The organism is Bartonella bacilliformis Ver097 (genome assembly GCF_000709795.1).
GTDB lineage: Bacteria > Pseudomonadota > Alphaproteobacteria > Rhizobiales > Rhizobiaceae > Bartonella > Bartonella bacilliformis_A.
This window is the reverse complement of sequence record NZ_KL503802.1, coordinates 39,781-57,241: the sequence shown is the minus strand read 5'-3', so window position 1 is coordinate 57,241 and position 17,461 is coordinate 39,781. Positions and strand designations below refer to the sequence as shown.

Below are 17,461 nucleotides of genomic sequence, written 5' to 3'. Positions count from 1 at the left end.
GTCAAGAAAAATGGAAAACAAATATATGGTGCGTACAAGTGGCATTCTTGCAGATAGTGATATAAAAGCCTTAATTGATAATGGTATTCTTCAATCTATAAGCACGTTTGATACGGATCAAGTACAACCCGCAAGTCTTGATTTACGTTTAGGAAATAAAGCCTATCGTATACGTGCTTCCTTTATGCCAGGACCCGATATACAAGTTTTTGATAAGCTTGAACGATTAAAGTTGCATGAGTTTGATTTGCGAGATGGAGCAGTTTTAGAAACGGGTTGTGTTTATATTGTTCCTCTTTTGGAAAGTTTAGCTTTACCACAAATGTTTTCTGCGGTAGCGAACCCTAAAAGTTCGACAGGACGGTTAGATATTTTTACACGTATAATCACTGATAATGCTCAGGAATTTGATAAAATTGGTGCAGGTTATCATGGTCAACTTTATCTTGAAATTAGTCCACGGACATTTCCGATTTTGGTCCGTACAGGTTCGCGTTTATCACAACTTCGATTTCGGAAGGGGCAAAGTTGTTTAAATGAAGTTGAATTGTACACTTTGCACAAAAATGAAACACTCATATCGGATGATGTTCCCAACATTAGTGATGGAGGTGTTGCACTCTCCATTAATTTAAAGGGAGATGAAAATGGGTTTGTAGGTTATCGTGGTAAACGTCATACGAGTGTTATTGATGTTGATAAACGCGCTGTTGCTGATGTTTTAGATTTTTGGGAACCTCTTTATGATTATGGTCGAAAAGAACTCGTTCTTGATCCTGATGAGTTTTATATTTTAGCTTCGCGGGAATCCATCCATGTTCCTCCACTTTATGCAGCTGAAATGACACCATTTGATCCTTTGGTTGGTGAATTCAGAGTGCATTATGCTGGTTTTTTTGATCCAGGATTTGGGCATGTAGAAGCAGGTGGAAAAGGGGCAAGAGCAGTTTTGGAAGTTCGCAATCATGAAGTTCCATTTATTTTAGAACATGGTCAAATTATTGGGCGTTTGGTGTATGAACATATGCTTAATAGGCCATCAGTACTTTATGGTCATGATATTGGTTCACATTATCAAGCACAGGGATTAAAATTGTCCAAGCATTTTAAATAAATTTAGAAATACGAAAATTTGATAAGGCATGTGCAAATTCTCTTCTGAAAAGGAAACATTGAGCCTGATCCATCGATGAAGTTATGGTATCGTGATAATTATTTCTTCAATATTTGATTATCGCAAAGTAGCAAAACGTCGATTACCTCCTTTCTTATTTCATTATATTGATGGTGATGCTTATGCCGAAGAGATAATGCGGCGTAATTATACAGATCTTTGTAAACTGACATTGCGTTAGCGAATTTTGAGTCAGATTGGTGAGGTTGATCTTTCAACAAAGATTTTTGATCAAATTCTTGATATGCCGGTGGTGCTTGCTCCTGTTGGGTTAACGGGTATGTATGCGCGTCGTGATGAAGTACAAGTAGCGCGTGCAGCCGTTGCGAAAGGCATTCCGTTCACTCTCTCTTCAGTTTCAGTTTGCCCTATTTCAGAGGCGCAAGCAGCTGTTGGAAATGCATTTTGGTTTCAACTTTATGTTCTCAAAGGATCGTGGATTCATGAGTGATGTGTTGGAGCGTTCTTGGGAAGCTGGCGTGCGTACATTGGTTTTTACAGTTGATATACCAGTTCCTGATGCGCGTTATTGTGATGCTCACTCAGGGATGGCTGGTCCTTATGCTAGAGTACGTGGTTTTACAGGCTATGATTCACCCGCATTGGGCTTGGAACGTTAGTATTATGGGACGTCCGCATAATCTTGCAAATATTTCTACTTATTTCCAGAGAAAAGTCAAATGAGAAGATTATATTGGTTGGCTTAATGCAAATTTTGATCCATTAATTGGTTGGTCTGATTTACAATGGATACGCGACTTTTGGAAAGGAAGAATGATTTTGAAAGGTATTCTTGATCCACAAGATGCGCGTGAGGCAGTAAAATTTGGTGCAGATGGGATTGTGGTGTCTAATTATGGTGAACGCCAGCTTGATGGAGTGTTGTCAACTGCACAAGCCTTACCTATGATTGCTGAAGCTGTAAAAGGTGATATCGCTATTTTAGCTGATTCTAGTGTTCGTTCTGGTCTTGATATTGTGCGCATGGTAGCACAAGGGGCGAATGCCGTTATGATTGGCCGCGCTTTTGTTTATGCGCTTGCCGCTGCAGGTGAGAAAGGTGTTACTCACTTGTTTGATCTTTTTGCTAAAGATATGACATTGATTGGCGTGTGCGCAATTAGAGAGATTACACATGAGATTCTCGTTCATGATGGATATCTAAAAGATTGATTAGAGACAGAAGGATATGAGGTAATTTTTTGGCAAAAGAGTTATTGGTTATTGAGTGCGAGAAAGGTGTAACTTAATATGTCGTTTTTGATATGTTTCTAATAATTTCTAATACAAATTTCGCAATGGAAAGAATTACAATTTAAAATTTTATTGAATTAATTTTATGGCTGTTTTTGGTGCCGCATGCTGGATTCGAACCAGCGACCCCATCATTACGAATGATGTGCTCTACCGACTGAGCTAATGCGGCATAAGTTTGTAATTAATTAGATAGAAATTAGAGTGAGGGTAATAGCTAAAAGTACGTATAAAAGCAAGCATGCAATTTTTTGAGATTTTATGGGGTGGAGATTGAAAAGAGACGTTTTGCAACAAATTGTGCGTATTTTTTTGTGAGTAAAAATTATGTCATATGAAAATCGATTGATTTAATAGAATCAAAATTAAGTTAACTAAGCGAAGAAAGGTATATTATTGAGCTTTTGCGTATAGTAACTGATCAATAAAAAGTTTGGATGCACTGTTTAGAAATTTAAATATTTTCGTAGAGCGGTTTGCAGACTTAGAAGAATGAATTTTTTACTTTTAAATTTTTGTAATGCATTCAAATAAATGAGTTGCAAAATAGTGAAAAAATAAATTACTATCTGTGTTTTAAAAAATACATAAGTGTCTTTTGTGTAAAGGTTGGTACACAAAAATGAGGGGGAAATTGATGTTTGAGGTAAAACACGATGAATTGAAGCGTGACCTTAAAAGTCGTCACATTCAGATGATTGCTTTAGGGGGCGTCATTGGAACAGGGCTTTTTTATGGATCAACAGAAGCTATTCAATTAGCGGGGCCTGCGACTATTTTGGCTTACCTTTTGGGTGGTATAATTATCTATTTTATTATGCGAATGCTTGGGGAAATGTTGGTTGAAGAACCAGTTTCAGGTGCTTTCAGTTTTTTTTCTTATAAATATTGGGGGAACTTAGCTGGTTTTATAGCGGGTTGGAATTATTGGTTTCTTTATATTCTTGTTAGTATGGCGGAACTGACAGTTATCGGATTTTATCTTGATCATTGGATTATGATCGATCATTGGAAATCATCTTTCATTGTTCTTATTTTGGTTACATTGGTTAATCTTATTCATGTTCGCTTTTATGGAGAATTTGAATATGGTTTAGCTTTGATCAAAATATTAGCTGTTATTGGTATGATTATTTTTGGAATTTTCCTTGTTCTCACAGGGATGAATGGGGGGCAAGCGAGTATCCAACATCTCTGGGATCATGGCGGTTTTTTCCCTTATGGAGCAACAGGAGTTTTATTGGCGACTTCTGTGATCATGTTTTCTTTCGGTGGAACTGAGCTGATTGGTGTGGCTGCTGGAGAGACATCGAATCCGCAAAAAGAAATTCCTATTGCTATTCGTAAAGTTATGTGGAGAGTTTTAATTTTTTATATTGGTTCTATTGGTATTATTATGATGATAATTCCGTGGAATATGATTGGAAAAAATGGGAGTCCCTTTGTTGCTATTTTTGAAGCTGTAGGCATTCCTGCGGCCGGTCATATTTTGAATTTTGTGGTAATTATGGCTGCCATTTCAGTTTATAATAGTGGTATTTATTCGAATGGTCGTATGCTTTACAGTTTAGCGGTACAAAAAAATGCGCCACGTATTTTTAGTAAATTGAATCGTGCTTGTGTTCCTTATGTTGGCGTTCTTTTTTCATCACTTTGTACTGCAGTGATTGTTGTTGTTAATTGCCTTATGCCTGATAATAGTTTTATGCGTATCATGACTATTGCAACTGCAGCGGCGGTTATTACTTGGGCTCTTATTGTTATTGTTCATCTGAAATTTCGAAAAGCGCATAAAAGTAAAAAAGATAAGCTTATTTATCCATTTGGTTTATATCCTTATGCTAATTACTTTTGCCTTTGTTTTCTTGCTTTATTGGTATGCATTATGTTTATCAGTGGTTTTGGGCAAGATGGATTCATGATCCAACTCAGTCATATGGTAGGAATAGAAGTTCCTTCTATTGATTCTTATATTCCTGTACAGATGCCCGATATGAGTTTGGCAGTTATAATCATTCCTATATGGTGTTTGCTTTTAATAGTAGGATATAAGTTTAAGCGATAGATAATTTCTAAAAAGAGCACTTAAATGGGTTGATAGGAATAAATCTTGGGAATAATAAAATTTGATAAAGTGACACAAGTCTTTGATCATGTGTGCGTTTTAAGAGATATTACAGTACAAATTATTGAAAAACGAGTTGCTATTGTTGGTGCGAATGGGTCTGGAAAGAGTACATTTGTTCGTCTTATTAATGGTTTACAACTACCATCAAATGGTTCTGTAAGTGTTGATGGGCTTGATACAAAGCATGACGCAAAGGCTATAAGACGTAAAGTGGGATTTGTGTTTCAAAATCCTGATAATCAAATTATACTACCATTGGTAGAAGAAGATTTATCTTTTGGTCTCAAAAATTTAAAACTGAGCAAAGATAAAATTAGAGAGCGTGTTGATGAAATTTTACAGCGTTATGATCTCCAAGCGTTCAAAGATCATGCTGTTCATTTATTAAGTGGTGGACAAAAACAATTAATTGCTATTTCGGGTGTGGTAGCAATGAAACCAGATTATATTATTTTTGATGAGCCAACGACATTACTTGATTTACGTAATAAACGCCGAATTGCGCAAGTTATAGAAGAATTACCGCAACAAGCAATTGTCGTCTCGCATGATTTAGAATTTTTAGAAAATTTTGATAGAGTTCTCGTTTTTGATAAGGGAGAGATAGTTGTTGATGATATACCTACAGTTGCTATCAAAGAATATGTAACAAGAATGACATGATTGGTTTATATCTCCCAAAGGATACATTGATTCATAAGTTGCGGCCAGGAGTTAAGCTAATATTTCTTACTCTGTGTGGAGCCAGTATATTTTGGATTTCGTCAATATCTGTTCTTCTACTATTTTTACTGTTCGTTGTCTTATTGTATAGAATGGCTGAGATCCCTTTTCATCATGTGGTAAAGCAGATTAAACCAGTATGCCCATTTTTAGTTCTGGTATTTGTTTTTCAAGCTATTTTTGATAATTGGCTTACGGGATTTTGGATTATATCGCGTTTTATACTTCTCATTTCTTTAGCATCGCTTGTTTCGTTAACAACCAAAGTTTCAGATATGGTGCACTCAATTGAAACAGGGCTTCGACCTTTTCAGTACTGTGGTGTTAATCCATCAAAATTGGGTATGGTTTTGTCCATGGCGATTAGGTTTATTCCTGTTGTTAGCGAAAAATTTAGTGAAATACGTGAAGCACAGAAAGCACGAGGGCTTGATACAAATATTATAGCTCTTTCTATGCCTTTAATTATACGCACAATAAAGATGGCCTCGGAAGTTGCTGAGGCATTAGATGCGCGTTCTTATGACAGTGATATTGATAAGCTATCGAATGATAACAAAAATTCTGATACAGAAGGAATAATTGAATGAGTACAAAAGATCTAATTTATATTGCTTTATTTGCTGCCATCTACGCAGCTTTAGGTCTTTTCCCGCCTATTCTTCTCCCTTTTTTGGTTGGAGTTCCGATTACCGCTCAGTCTATGGGGTCGATGTTGGCAGGATCTATATTAGGAGCGAAGAGGGGAGCTTTAGCATCAGCGCTTTTTCTTTTTCTTGTTGCCATTGGCCTTCCTCTATTAGCTGGTGGTCGCGGGGGTGTTGGTGCCTTTTTAGGAGCTGGTGGTGGTTATATGATAGGTTACCCATTTGCTGCATTTTTTGTTGGTTGTATGGTTGAGTTATTTTGGCAGAGGCTCAATTTTGTGACACTAGTTTTGATAAATGCTATGGGCGGTATTGGAATTGTATATCTTTTTGGCATACCGTGGGTTGCTTATATCACTCAAATTCCTTTATTTACTGCTTTAGTAGGATCATTAGGTTTTATAGTTGGCGATTTTTTAAAAGTGTTGATTGTTTCCTCTATAGCACTTACCGTTAAGAAAACTATCCCTCTCATTTTTCCCAAAAACAGATAATTGGTACTCATACAGGATTTTGAGAAACAAAAAGAGAAAGGTAGATCATTATTGAGCAATAATTACTTTCTTTTTCTGTATCTAACAAAGAAGAGAAGATGCTGAATAAAGGGAGTATAATTATTAGAGTCATTATTCTTAGGAACAATGCTGTAATGTTATCAAATTTTTTATGAAAATATTGAAAAACGCTAAAAAAGCAAAAAATATAATTGAGTAAATTAATGGAAATACCTTTTATTTTTGTGTCGTGACCTTTTAATGAGGGAATTTAGTGGCATAAAGCTGTGTATAAATTGGTTGAATTCCTAAATATCTGTCTGTAAAGAGATTATCCGATATTGTAACAAAAACTATTTTAGTTCAACATAACGTGTTTATGAAGCGTGAAGTATCGGTGAATGATGTTTTGTTAGTGTAACAAAGATAAACGTCATAAATTGAAATAGAGGACAAAATTATATTTATTTCCATTATTTGAGTAAATTAATTCATATGACGCATTCAAATAAACGAGTTGCATAACGATAGAAAAATAAATTAATTTTTATTTTTTATAAAAATACATAAATACCTTTTTTTATAAAGGTCGATTACGTAATGATGGTGAGGAACAATGTCTGAGGTAAAAAACAACGAATTGAAGCGTAGCCTTAAAGATCGTCATGTTCAAATGATTGCTTTGGGAGGCGTCATTGGAACAGGGCTTTTTTATGGATCAACAGAAGCTATTCAATTAGCAGGACCTTCAACTATTCTTGCTTATGCTTTGGGTGGGCTGATTATCTATTTTATTATGCGGATGCTTGGAGAAATGTTAGCCGAAGAGCCAGTTTCAGGTGCTTTTAGTCACTTTGCTTATAAATATTGGGGGAATTTAGCTGGTTTTATAGCGGGTTGGAATTATTGGTTTCTTTATGTTCTTGCGAGCATGGTTCAAATAACAGTTATTGGACTTTATCTTGATTATTGGATTATGATCGATCACTGGAAAACATCTCTTATTGTTCTTGCGCTTGTTACATTGCTCAATCTTATTGATGTTCGCCTGTATGGAGAATTTGAGTATGGTTTAGCTTTGATCAAAGTATTAGCTGTTATTGGTATGATTATTTTTGGAATTTTCCTTGTTCTCACAGGGATGAATGGGGGGCAAGCGAGTATCCAACATCTCTGGGATCATGGCGGTTTTTTCCCTTATGGAGCAACAGGAGTTTTATTGGCGACTTCTGTGATCATGTTTGCTTTTTGTGGAACTGAGCTTGTTGGTGTAGCTGCTGGAGAGGCAATGGAACCAGAAAAAACAATACCCACTGCTATTCGTAAAATTATGCAACAGGTTATGTTTTTTTATGTTGGCTCTATCGGTATTATTATGATGATAATGCCGTGGAATATGATTGGAAAAGAGAAAAGTCCTTTTGTCACTATTTTTGAAAGCGTAGGCATTCCTGCAGCTGGCCATATTTTGAATTTTGTGGTAATTATGGCTGCTATTTCAGTTTACAATAGTGGTCTTTATTCGAATGGTCGTATGCTTTACAGTTTAGCGGTACAAAAAAATGCGCCAAGTATTTTTGGTAAATTGAGTAGTGCTCGTGTTCCTTATGTCGCTGTTCTTTTTTCGTCACTTTGTACTGCGACAATTATCATTGTTAATTCTTTAATGCCCGATAATGTTTTTGCGCGTGTCATGGCTATGTCAACTACAGCAGCAGCTATGACGTGGGCTCTTATTGTTATTGTTCATTTGAAATTTAGGAAAGCTCATAAAGACAAAAAGGATAAGTTTGTTTATCCATTTGGTTTATATCCTTATGCTAATTATCTCTGTCTTTTCTTCCTTGCCATATTATTTTGCGTTATGTTTATCAGTGGCTTTGGACAAGATGGATTAATGACTCGATTCTGTCATATGATAGGAATAGAAGCATTCCCTCTTGACTCTTACCTTCCTGTACCAATACCTGACATGAGTTTGGCAGTTATCATCATTCCTATATGGTGTTTGCTTTTGGTGGTAGGATATAAGCTTAAGCGGTAGATAAATATGATAGAGGCTTTATTAAAACTTTAGCCTCTACCTTAATTAATAGATTTTAAGTAATAATTTTAAATATATGTTCTGGGTATAGGGCCGATGTTATTGTTTTTTGGTCCACCCAAGAATGATTTCAGTTGCAATATTGTTAATCTGAATAAAACTGCTCTTATTATGGTCAGTTTTTTAGCTTGTGTGCTGTTTTTTCTCTATGTTAGATTAAATTCGATGAATCTTTTGTCAAAATTTTCTTGGTTAGCTTTTTTCTCTTTTTCCATAGATAAATGTTTTATGTCTTGTAGCGCTGGTTCAAGTGTTGTAGCTAGTTTCAAAAGAATGTTTAAAAGGCATCTATTTAGAATACGACTTAATGATAATATAAGCTTTTAAAAGGGCTAATGATGGCGATATCCGTTGCTATCTAAATTAGATCAAGCTGTGAATGCACTTTGATTTTCGATAGGAGAGTTTTAATGATAACAGCCGGATTATTCTCTAAAAGTCTTTGATTAACGATCCCTATTGAATTTAAATTTCTTTTTCGAGTTTCTTCTGCATTAACGAGCGAATTAAAGCTGTCATCTTTTCATCAAGGTACTCATACTTTTTAGAGGGCTTTTCCCTTGAATGATTTTTTGGATTTCTGTAGCGATAGGAGTGTAGATACCTTCTCTTTCAGAAATTTGAGTAATTGCTTGAGAAGTTTTTATACCTTCCGCTATTTCGCCTAAATCACTTAAAATATCTTCTAAAAGTTTATTTTGAGCTAATCCCAGTCCAACACGATAGTTCCTGGAAAGAAGAGAATTAGCTGTTAAAAACAAATCACCTGCACCAGAAAGTCCCAAAAAAGTCTGCATTTTTGCGCCGAAATATTCTCCAAATTTGCACATTTCTACAAGTCCACGTGATAAAAGAGATGCTTTAGCATTCTGGCCTAAATTCAACCCGTCGCAGATTCCTCCTGCTATAGCAATAACATTTTTATACGCACTCGCTATTTCGCCACCAATGATGTCATCTTCAATGTAGGGTTTGATAAAGGAAGGCATTTGGTTTGCAAATTTTTGAGCTAGGATTGGGTTACATGAATGAATGGCTAATGCACATGGGAGACCCAGGATAATTTCTTTAGCAAAACTTGGGCCTGCTAAAAAACAAAGATTTTCTAAAGAAATGAATTTTTTTGCAATTTGGCTAATGAATATCCCTGTTTTTTCCTCGATACCTTTGCTAGCAATGAGTATTTTTGAGCTTTGGTTTAAGTGTGTGCGAATAAACCATTCTCTTAAGGCTTGAACGCTGATAGCAATGACAAAAAGTTCAGAATTTAAACTCTCTTCCAGGGAAGATTGTAAGATAATTCTATGGGAATTTTTATTCAGGGTTTCATTTAAAGGCATTAGTGCAGTTGAAATGTTTCGTCTCGAAACAATTCGAATTTCATTTTTTTGCGCAAAAGCAAATGCAAGGGCTTGTCCCCATGCACCACCGCCAAAAATTGTTATTTTCATCTTACTCTCTAATTATTTGGGCAGTATATTTTATCTAATATGCTGTTAAGTTTTGCTCCTCAGGGTAGAAGGAGATTAAGGTAAAAGTTTGGATAATACAATTATAGAGGACATTTACTTGAGTAACAAAAAATACTCAAAGGTAGGAAAAACAGGCAACAGTTTATAACAGGAAAAATCTATAAAATATTTTGTGAAACATGTAAATTTCTATATTTTTAGTAAGTTAAACTGATTTTTTTAAGAGTGTTATTGTTTTTTCTATTGTTAGCGTTATAAAAATGACTTATTCTTTTTTCTAAACAAGAGGATAAGAGCAATATAAAGAGTGCAGCTAAAAGTCTTCATGCTGCACTATAATATTTTGTCATAGAAGACCAGATCTTGTCCTATCTTGTTGGTTCATAGTATATGGTTCTTAATGCATTCAGAATTTTAATTTTTATTGAATTGCACATTTACCATTTAAACACTGATTGATAATAGAAACTCTTGGAAGTTCTCTATTGCCTCTTCTATGCTCTCTTTTTCCAGTACAGCCGTCTTGCGAAACATAAAAATTCAAAGGAATTTCATTTAGTTGAGTCATTTGATAAAGTTATTAGTGTATAAAGTCTTCGACTACCCCTAAGTGAAAACTCAGAAAGTAATATTTCTGGATTTCTCGTTGGATTGAGATAACTCCTAAACTCATCAAAACTCATACTCACTATGTTTGTAGGAATTAATATGAGCCTCTTAAAATGAGTTGAGCATGACCAATGATAGTACTACCATCCATAGTTGATCTAATAATTACAATATACCAAAGTGTTCTTTCAAGAGCCCTGAACAGACTTTAAGCTGGTTTCTCACCTCTTCTTCCGACATTCTTTCTATAAAGGAAGGTTTCCACTCATATCGGGGTAACAATATTGACGCTGCTGCACGAGTTGTTTTAGTTGTTCGCGTCAAAGTACTCTCTCCTATACCAAAGGTATTGTATCATAGGATATTGTAGCTTCAAGCTTTGCTGCAAGCCAAGAAATTCTTTGATGAAATGATGTAAATGGGCTTATACCTTTTTGTGTATTTAAAAAATAATCTTCTCCATTATGATAGAGACCCTCTGAGATGATCTTCTTGTAATTCAGCGAGCATTTGCATAGTCTGAATCATACAAATTCCACAAGGAGCAATTGCTGCTTTCTCCTTAGAACTAGTACTTTTAGTAATTTCCTATAATCTTTTTATCCATGTTTTAGTGAGATGAGCAACATTTTCCTTGTTTCTCGAAGCAGGGCAATAAGCCAACGTATCCTCTGGTTTCCCATTGATATAGAGATTCCGTCGTTTCATGTCATAAGAAAAAAGAAAATTAGATTTGGAAGAATTGGTTGTGTCTTTATTTAAGGTAACTAGGCTTCGCTGTGTAAGGTTGTCTTCAACTGAGACCATATGGGGGGTAATTCTTAAAAATTGCCTTGATAATCCGTTAAAGCTCTTTCAAGTCCAGCCAACAGCAATATTTCAAGAGCCGATATCTTGTTAAGAAGTGGTCGTATCTTTACAAAATTTCCAATCTACCCAACTCCAATTTCCAATCGTCATTAGGGGACTTGTTGGGAAGCCATGCAAGATATCACCTCAGAGGAGGGAAAATATCGAGCAATGTGGCTATTTTCTAGGATTATAATAGAGATCACAATATCTGATTTCGATCCATCATCTGAAATATAGTGTGTAAAAAAACAGAGCTATTTACAAATTTCCACCCTAAAAACATCTGGCTTAACATTTGTAGAAAACAGTTATTAAGGGAAATAGTCATCTCCATATTGCAATATTAGAGATGTAAATACTGCACCATAGCAATATTATCCCCCATATAAATTTTACACGCATAGCTCTATCATGAGGATAATCAGGAGGTTATTATATCACTCCAGGAACAGGGGCTCCAAAAAAAATTTGAATAGGCAATAATGCTAAAGAAGGGAATAAAAAAAGCTTCCATTTCACCTTGTTTCTCTTTGATTTCCTTTTCTCTGTGATTGTTAGTTAGTTTAAAAACACTTTTTTCTCAGGATAAGCTCTCACAGCGCGCTCTAATAAAATAGTTTTTATGGTTTATTGATGTTGTTTTCTTGTATGATCAATATCTTTGTACATAGATGTGTTTATGCATAGACACTTTAAAATTAGACACAGAGTGTTTGTCAAAAATGCAAAATACTATTATGTAATCGCTGAAAACTTTACTTAGCATTAATTTTCCTATGTTCACTGAGTATTTTCGGTTAAAATCAAAAGCTATAAACTATTGTGTAAGATAATCCTAATATTTGTAATGAGTTAGCGATTATACATTTGCTATTGATGATGGTTTAGCTATCATACAGATGTTGTTATTTTTCAAATTAACTATGTTTTAGGAACCAATGTCATGAGCTGCTACCAGGTAATATAACAGCAGTTAATATACCAAATCTAACAGGCATAAATTGAGTATGGTTGATTTTTTAAAATACAATATTTAAAGTGTATGGGTGAGTTATAATTAATAGTTGAATATATTGATCGATTTATATTTTACTCTTAAGGGAAATTATAGAGATGAGTTGAAAAATTTTATTCCCTTACTTTGAGTATATTATTCCTTACCTTTAAAAAATATTAATAAGGTCAATCATATTAAGCAGTAAAAAACAAAACGGTGCCCAGACGCGGATTCGAACCACGGACACGCGGATTTTCAGTCCGCTGCTCTACCAACTGAGCTATCTGGGCACATTTCAATAAACATGTGAGATGTGTGCGGTTATAACATTAAAATTCTTGCTGTCTAGCCGTCAAAATAAAAATAACCGATTTTTTATAAGTTTATCTTAATATTCTGAACATTATTTTGTGAAATCAACTAATAAATATTATGTGACATACCAATATATTGTAGTTGGAATGCTGCTTTTTGTGATGAGAACATAAATTTTTTTAAAAAGCTTCATTGAGAAGCATAATTGATTGAAATATTTTTCACAATGATTTTTGTATTTTCAATAAATAAAAAACGCTTTTTGTGTCCACCATCAATAATTGATTGGTATAACGTTTTTTAGTGGTCAATGTTGCTTTCGTAAAAGGAAAGTTATCTGAAAAGGTAGAATAGCAATGGTATTGAAGAAACCTGAGCGTTGTCCAAATAATCCTAACTTTTCTTCAGGTCCTTGTAAAAAAAGACCTGGCTGGACTGTTGAAGTTTTGAGAAAGGCAATTCTTGGGCGTTCGCATCGCACAAAAGTGGGACAATTAAAGCTTGCGGAAGCAATTGATTCAACGCGTGACGTTCTTGAAATCCCTTCTGATTATCGTATTGGTATCGTTCCTGCCTCAGATACAGGAGCTGTTGAGATGGCTCTGTGGTCTTTATTAGGAGAACGGGGGGTTGATATGGTAGCATGGGAAAGTTTCGGTTTAGACTGGATTACTGATGTTGTTAAGCAATTAAAACTTTCTGATGTGCGTCAATTAAAAGCTCCCTATGGTGAATTGCCCGATTTAGCACAAATTGATTTTGATCGTGATGTTGTGTTTACCTGGAATGGGACAACTTCTGGTGTACGTGTTCCTAATGCGTCTTTCATTCCAGAAAAGCGTGCAGGATTGACGATTTGTGATGCAACATCAGCAATTTTTGCACAAAATGTTGATTTTTTAAAATTGGATGTTGTTACTTTTTCATGGCAAAAAGTTTTAGGTGGTGAAGCAGCACATGGTATGTTAATTTTAAGTCCTCGTGCTGTTGAGCGCCTTGAACAATACGTTCCTGTTTGGCCTTTGCCAAAAATTTTTCGTATGACACGAGATGGAAAATTAAATGAAGGTATTTTTAATGGAGAGACGATTAATACACCTTCTTTACTTTGTGTAGAAGATTATCTTGATTCTTTAAAATGGGTGAAATCATTGGGTGGTTTGCAAGCATTAATGGCACGAGCTGATAACAATTTTGCTATTCTTGATAATTTTGTTCACAGAACACCTTGGTTAGAGCATTTAGCGAAAATTCCACAAACACGTTCTAATACATCTGTTTGTTTAGTCATTGTGGATCCAGTAATTACTGCTTTGGATACTGAAACTCAGGCTTCTTTTGTGAAGGCAATTGTAGCTCGTCTTGATAAAGCAGGTGCTGCTTATGATATTGGTGCTCACCGAAATGCTCCCCCAGGATTTCGAATTTGGGTTGGAGCAACGATTGAAGCTTTTGATCTTGAATTATTAACAGAATGGTTAGAGTGGGCATTTCAGGTTGAAAAGGCGCGTCTTTAATAATTTTTAGCAGTTTTATTGCATGAAATTCCCTTAACGCATAATATTAATACACATTCACATCTTCTCTATTTTGAAAAATATATAGAATATTGTCAGCTAAATTTATTTTAGTCATGATCTGTTTCTCTTCAAGTCCCAATATATTGATCGAGCATGTAACTACTGGCGTGATTGGCTTAGCCGAAATAATTAATGAAGTAAGCTCCAACATAGGAGAAAGGCAATGAAAGACAAACCATATGTAAAGTATAGCTGAAGTGTTTCGCAAGGATCCAGCTTATGCAGTTGAGTTGTAAAAGACATTCTTGAAGATGGAGAACAGGCGGAATTATTTATAGCACTCCGCCAAATGGCTAAAGTATTTGGTAGTGTACGGAATGTAGCTAAGTCGACTGAATTAAATCCTAATCAACTTTATCACACTTTTTTAGAGAAAAGCAATCCAGAAATCAAGAGCCTATCTGCAATTTTACGAGTTATGGGTCTTTGTCTCGCCGTGAAACCTCTTGCAACTCATCACTAATACATTACTTTTGTTACATGTAAAATATATTCAGAACTCCGTTGAAGATACTGAAGTAGATTTAGCCATTCATAATAGGCATTTAATTGTAAAGCAACAAACGTATCGAAATTATACTCTTGATGAGTTGTTAGTTTAATATGACCTTTTGGCTGATTGTCGATGCTGAGGATGTGACGTGGTTTGATACTGAGCTTAAATGAAGGAGAAGAAAACAAGACGCTTTGACCATCATTGAGATTATTTAAAGAAATTCATCAAGACTTTCTATATATCCGCCTTGAACAGTCCGCAATTGATACAAATGTTCGTTTAAAGACGATGTTCCCTTATCACAATCGAGCCAATCTGGTCCATACTCTGCCTCAGCAGTTTTGGTAATAAAAACCTATATTGTGGATAAATTCTGAACCATATTGTTCTTTGAGAGTGAGAAGAGAATAAGTTGGAAGTTTAACTAAGCAAGCCATCTCCATGATGTTTCGTTATCATTAGTTTTCTCTATTCTTTTTTCTTCATAAAGATAGATACTTGGAATACTCATATATCATTAGATTGCAATCTTCAGACTCTAACTTTTACAATAGAAATTGCAAGATCATTTAGCAGAAGGGCTTTTGTGTGGATAAATGCTAGAAAGATTGAGCATTCATATAACAAAAGCAGGAAACGCATTGCATTTTCCTGTTTTCAAGAGGAACAACACGGAAGAGTCGTAATAAGGGGGGGTGAAAGAGTAAAAGATATAAGAATACACAAACGATAATAAAAATAAAAAAAGAACACGAAAAAGATATTATTGGGTTGATATTGATATCCAAAAAAATCCCTTATTTTACAGTAGGGATATTTTTTGTAAATTGTAATTTATTATTATAAGGAATTTGATCTCATGAAACCTATTGTTGTAGCTGCAGTTTTGTTTTCTATATTTTCTGCGGTATTATCACCGGTAATAGCTAATGCACTGCCGGTGGGAAATGGTTGGGGTATTAAGAGGGATCAAGTAGTGAAAGAACTTTTACACAAAGGTGGGTTTGGAGAAAGAGAGGAACAGATTCTTAAAAAAATTGTTGTTCCTAGGAAAGAGGACCTGTTTAACAACCAAGAGAAAAAGTTTGAAGTTCAATCACGCTATCAGAGGATTCTTTTTGCTCTTGGGTTAAGGATTTTTTGTACGCCGTTAAATCCGAAAGAGTATAGTGGTCAAAAATGGGTTTCATGCGAATATTAATACAGAGAAAAGAAGCTCTTGGTAAAAGCAAGAGTCCTGCTGCACGAGGTTCGCAGTCTCACAAAGAGCACCGTTATCTTAGCAGCTAAGGTTTAGGAAAAACAGAGAAAGTTAAATTTATTTTCTGTTTTTCCTTACTGAGTTTTCATAAGTGTCTCATAATGATGATTACTTATGAGTAGAGATTGTAGATTTGACTATACTCATTTAATTCGTCTTTAGTTAGGGAGTTTTATTACAGAGGAAGAATATACCGGAACATGGTTGATTGGCGTACCTCTTGGATATGGTTTGCTATGATAGATAGCACGAAGCATACTGACCTGACCCGTAGTGGTCAGATAAGAGGTCTTCTTTTTGGTAAAACAAGTCAGAGGACACTTTTTATCTTCTAGCCACTTATGTTCAGGATAAAAATATAATACTGGAAAGTACTAAAAGGTACTATATAGTATAGTACCTTTTAGTACTATGTTTTAATCTGAAGTATGAGATACTTGCATATAAAGGTTACACGATTACCTTTGAAAGAGGATAAAGCTTACCCAAATTTTTAATTGTAGGAATTTCTTCACTAGAATTCTTTTAATCTTTCAACGAAATTTTTCAGTCATTTTTTCGCTTAAAGTTAAAATTTCTTTGCTCAATATTCATGTTTTCAGGGGTTAGAGAGTTGTTTTCTTCTCACTCTATTTAGAACGCGACGCGAAGCGCAGGTCAAAAGGGAGCGTGCAATTCATTGAGTGCTGTAGTGACCAACCTATCAATTATAAGCCAAAGCGTCAAGAAGAACAACGATATTCAAACGGAAAAACTAATTCTTCTTTGTTCTTTAGTGAAGAGGGTGTCTATAGGGTTTGTCACGCAACAAATCAGGACACAAAAGAGATGTTATCACGTTGAAAACTATAAATAAAACACTAAATAAGCGATTCCAAATAGAGACTTGATTTTTTAGAAGAAGTTTATTTCATAAAATGTGTTATTTTGGCTGCAGTTTTGTGTTCAGTATTATCCCCGGTAACGGCCAATGCCCTCTCAGCAAGGAATGCCTTCATGTGCGGTAGAGATGAAATCACGCAAATTTTCAACTCGTGTGGTTATAACCATAACCTTTATTTTTAAATAGAGAAATATGAAACTCTTATAATGTATTCCAATGGCAATAGACATGAAGCTTCTCGACACATACTTTAATTCGTGCAAACATAAGAAAGTTATCGGAGGAGAAAGATTTGTCCACTGTAGGAGACCGTATGTGTATGGTAAAAAATAACTGCGAAGCATCGTTGTATTAATGTCCTCTTCGCTCTCCAGGGTAAAGATTTATGGTGTGGAGGATAATCTAAGGACGGCTCCGTTTTTCAAACCATTTGCAGCGAAAACTGAGAAATGCTTTATCTGGATTACGTAGC

At 35.1% G+C, this 17,461-nt stretch carries 12 protein-coding genes, 2 tRNA genes and 1 pseudogene; 10 read left to right on the top strand and 5 right to left on the bottom strand.

The window, feature by feature from the left end:
* Positions 1-25 precede the first annotated feature (25 nt).
* Both H710_RS00205 and lldD read left to right on the top strand, forming a co-directional pair.
* Positions 26-1,114, top strand: a complete 1,089-nt coding sequence (locus tag H710_RS00205) for a 2'-deoxycytidine 5'-triphosphate deaminase (RefSeq protein WP_041849184.1) — start codon at positions 26-28, stop codon at positions 1,112-1,114.
* Positions 1,115-1,208: 94 nt separating this feature from the next.
* A pseudogene (lldD, locus tag H710_RS00200) lies at positions 1,209-2,347 on the top strand (FMN-dependent L-lactate dehydrogenase LldD).
* Between the two features lie 177 nt (positions 2,348-2,524).
* Here lldD and H710_RS00195 read toward each other — a convergent pair.
* A tRNA-Thr gene (locus H710_RS00195) sits at positions 2,525-2,600 on the bottom strand.
* A 465-nt stretch (positions 2,601-3,065) separates the two neighbouring features.
* Here H710_RS00195 and H710_RS00190 point away from each other — a divergent pair.
* The 5 genes from H710_RS00190 to H710_RS00170 all read left to right on the top strand — a co-directional run bounded on the left by H710_RS00190 (position 3,066) and on the right by H710_RS00170 (position 8,464).
* Positions 3,066-4,493 (top strand): amino acid permease, encoded by a 1,428-nt coding sequence (locus H710_RS00190; RefSeq protein WP_041848853.1) that lies wholly within the window; start codon positions 3,066-3,068, stop codon positions 4,491-4,493.
* Between the two features lie 45 nt (positions 4,494-4,538).
* On the top strand, positions 4,539-5,219 hold the full coding sequence (locus H710_RS00185; protein ID WP_041848852.1) for an energy-coupling factor ABC transporter ATP-binding protein: 681 nt from the start codon (positions 4,539-4,541) through the stop codon (positions 5,217-5,219).
* Complete coding sequence (locus H710_RS00180; protein ID WP_041848851.1) at positions 5,216-5,869, top strand: energy-coupling factor transporter transmembrane component T family protein; 654 nt, start codon at positions 5,216-5,218, stop codon at positions 5,867-5,869. Before H710_RS00185 ends, H710_RS00180 begins: the two co-directional genes overlap by 4 nt.
* Complete coding sequence (locus H710_RS00175) at positions 5,866-6,420, top strand: biotin transporter BioY (RefSeq protein ID WP_041848850.1); 555 nt, start codon at positions 5,866-5,868, stop codon at positions 6,418-6,420. Before H710_RS00180 ends, H710_RS00175 begins: the two co-directional genes overlap by 4 nt.
* Before the next feature lie 616 nt (positions 6,421-7,036).
* Complete coding sequence (locus H710_RS00170) at positions 7,037-8,464, top strand: amino acid permease (RefSeq protein ID WP_041848849.1); 1,428 nt, start codon at positions 7,037-7,039, stop codon at positions 8,462-8,464.
* Positions 8,465-9,039: 575 nt separating this feature from the next.
* Here H710_RS00170 and H710_RS00165 read toward each other — a convergent pair.
* From H710_RS00165 to H710_RS00160, 4 genes are all read right to left on the bottom strand, one after another.
* On the bottom strand, positions 9,040-9,975 hold the full coding sequence (locus tag H710_RS00165) for an NAD(P)H-dependent glycerol-3-phosphate dehydrogenase (protein WP_041848848.1): 936 nt from the start codon (positions 9,973-9,975) through the stop codon (positions 9,040-9,042).
* A 442-nt stretch (positions 9,976-10,417) separates the two neighbouring features.
* Positions 10,418-10,564, bottom strand: a complete 147-nt coding sequence (locus H710_RS06305) for a DUF1561 family protein (protein ID WP_244875572.1) — start codon at positions 10,562-10,564, stop codon at positions 10,418-10,420.
* 503 nt (positions 10,565-11,067) lie between these two features.
* Positions 11,068-11,139 carry a hypothetical protein gene (locus H710_RS06300; protein WP_348519593.1) on the bottom strand — a complete coding sequence of 24 codons (72 nt, stop codon included), beginning with the start codon at positions 11,137-11,139 and terminating at the stop codon, positions 11,068-11,070.
* Positions 11,140-12,671: 1,532 nt separating this feature from the next.
* A tRNA-Phe gene (locus H710_RS00160) sits at positions 12,672-12,744 on the bottom strand.
* A gap of 381 nt (positions 12,745-13,125) precedes the next feature.
* On the opposite strand from H710_RS00160, the gene H710_RS00155 reads away from it, so the two are divergent.
* The 3 genes from H710_RS00155 (at position 13,126) to H710_RS00145 (ending at position 16,046) form a co-directional block, all read left to right on the top strand.
* Positions 13,126-14,286, top strand: a complete 1,161-nt coding sequence (locus H710_RS00155; RefSeq protein WP_041848847.1) for a phosphoserine transaminase — start codon at positions 13,126-13,128, stop codon at positions 14,284-14,286.
* Positions 14,287-14,590: 304 nt separating this feature from the next.
* Complete coding sequence (locus H710_RS06480; protein ID WP_432416212.1) at positions 14,591-14,812, top strand: DNA-binding protein; 222 nt, start codon at positions 14,591-14,593, stop codon at positions 14,810-14,812.
* Between the two features lie 892 nt (positions 14,813-15,704).
* The gene (locus H710_RS00145; protein WP_052472851.1) at positions 15,705-16,046 is read left to right on the top strand and encodes a hypothetical protein; all 342 of its coding nucleotides are present in this window, start codon (positions 15,705-15,707) and stop codon (positions 16,044-16,046) included.
* Positions 16,047-17,461 lie beyond the last annotated feature (1,415 nt).

Bases quoted from the DNA above. Each gene is read 5' to 3' on its own strand.
- H710_RS00205 (WP_041849184.1), top strand. From the start codon at position 26: ATGGTGCGTACAAGTGGCATTCTTGCAGATAGTGATATAAAAGCCTTA.
- H710_RS00190 (WP_041848853.1), top strand. From the start codon at position 3,066: ATGTTTGAGGTAAAACACGATGAATTGAAGCGTGACCTTAAAAGTCGT.
- H710_RS00180 (WP_041848851.1), top strand. From the start codon at position 5,216: ATGATTGGTTTATATCTCCCAAAGGATACATTGATTCATAAGTTGCGG.
- H710_RS00175 (WP_041848850.1), top strand. From the start codon at position 5,866: ATGAGTACAAAAGATCTAATTTATATTGCTTTATTTGCTGCCATCTAC.
- H710_RS00170 (WP_041848849.1), top strand. From the start codon at position 7,037: ATGTCTGAGGTAAAAAACAACGAATTGAAGCGTAGCCTTAAAGATCGT.
- H710_RS00165 (WP_041848848.1), bottom strand. From the start codon at position 9,975: ATGAAAATAACAATTTTTGGCGGTGGTGCATGGGGACAAGCCCTTGCA.
- H710_RS06305 (WP_244875572.1), bottom strand. From the start codon at position 10,564: ATGACTCAACTAAATGAAATTCCTTTGAATTTTTATGTTTCGCAAGAC.
- H710_RS00155 (WP_041848847.1), top strand. From the start codon at position 13,126: ATGGTATTGAAGAAACCTGAGCGTTGTCCAAATAATCCTAACTTTTCT.
- H710_RS00145 (WP_052472851.1), top strand. From the start codon at position 15,705: ATGAAACCTATTGTTGTAGCTGCAGTTTTGTTTTCTATATTTTCTGCG.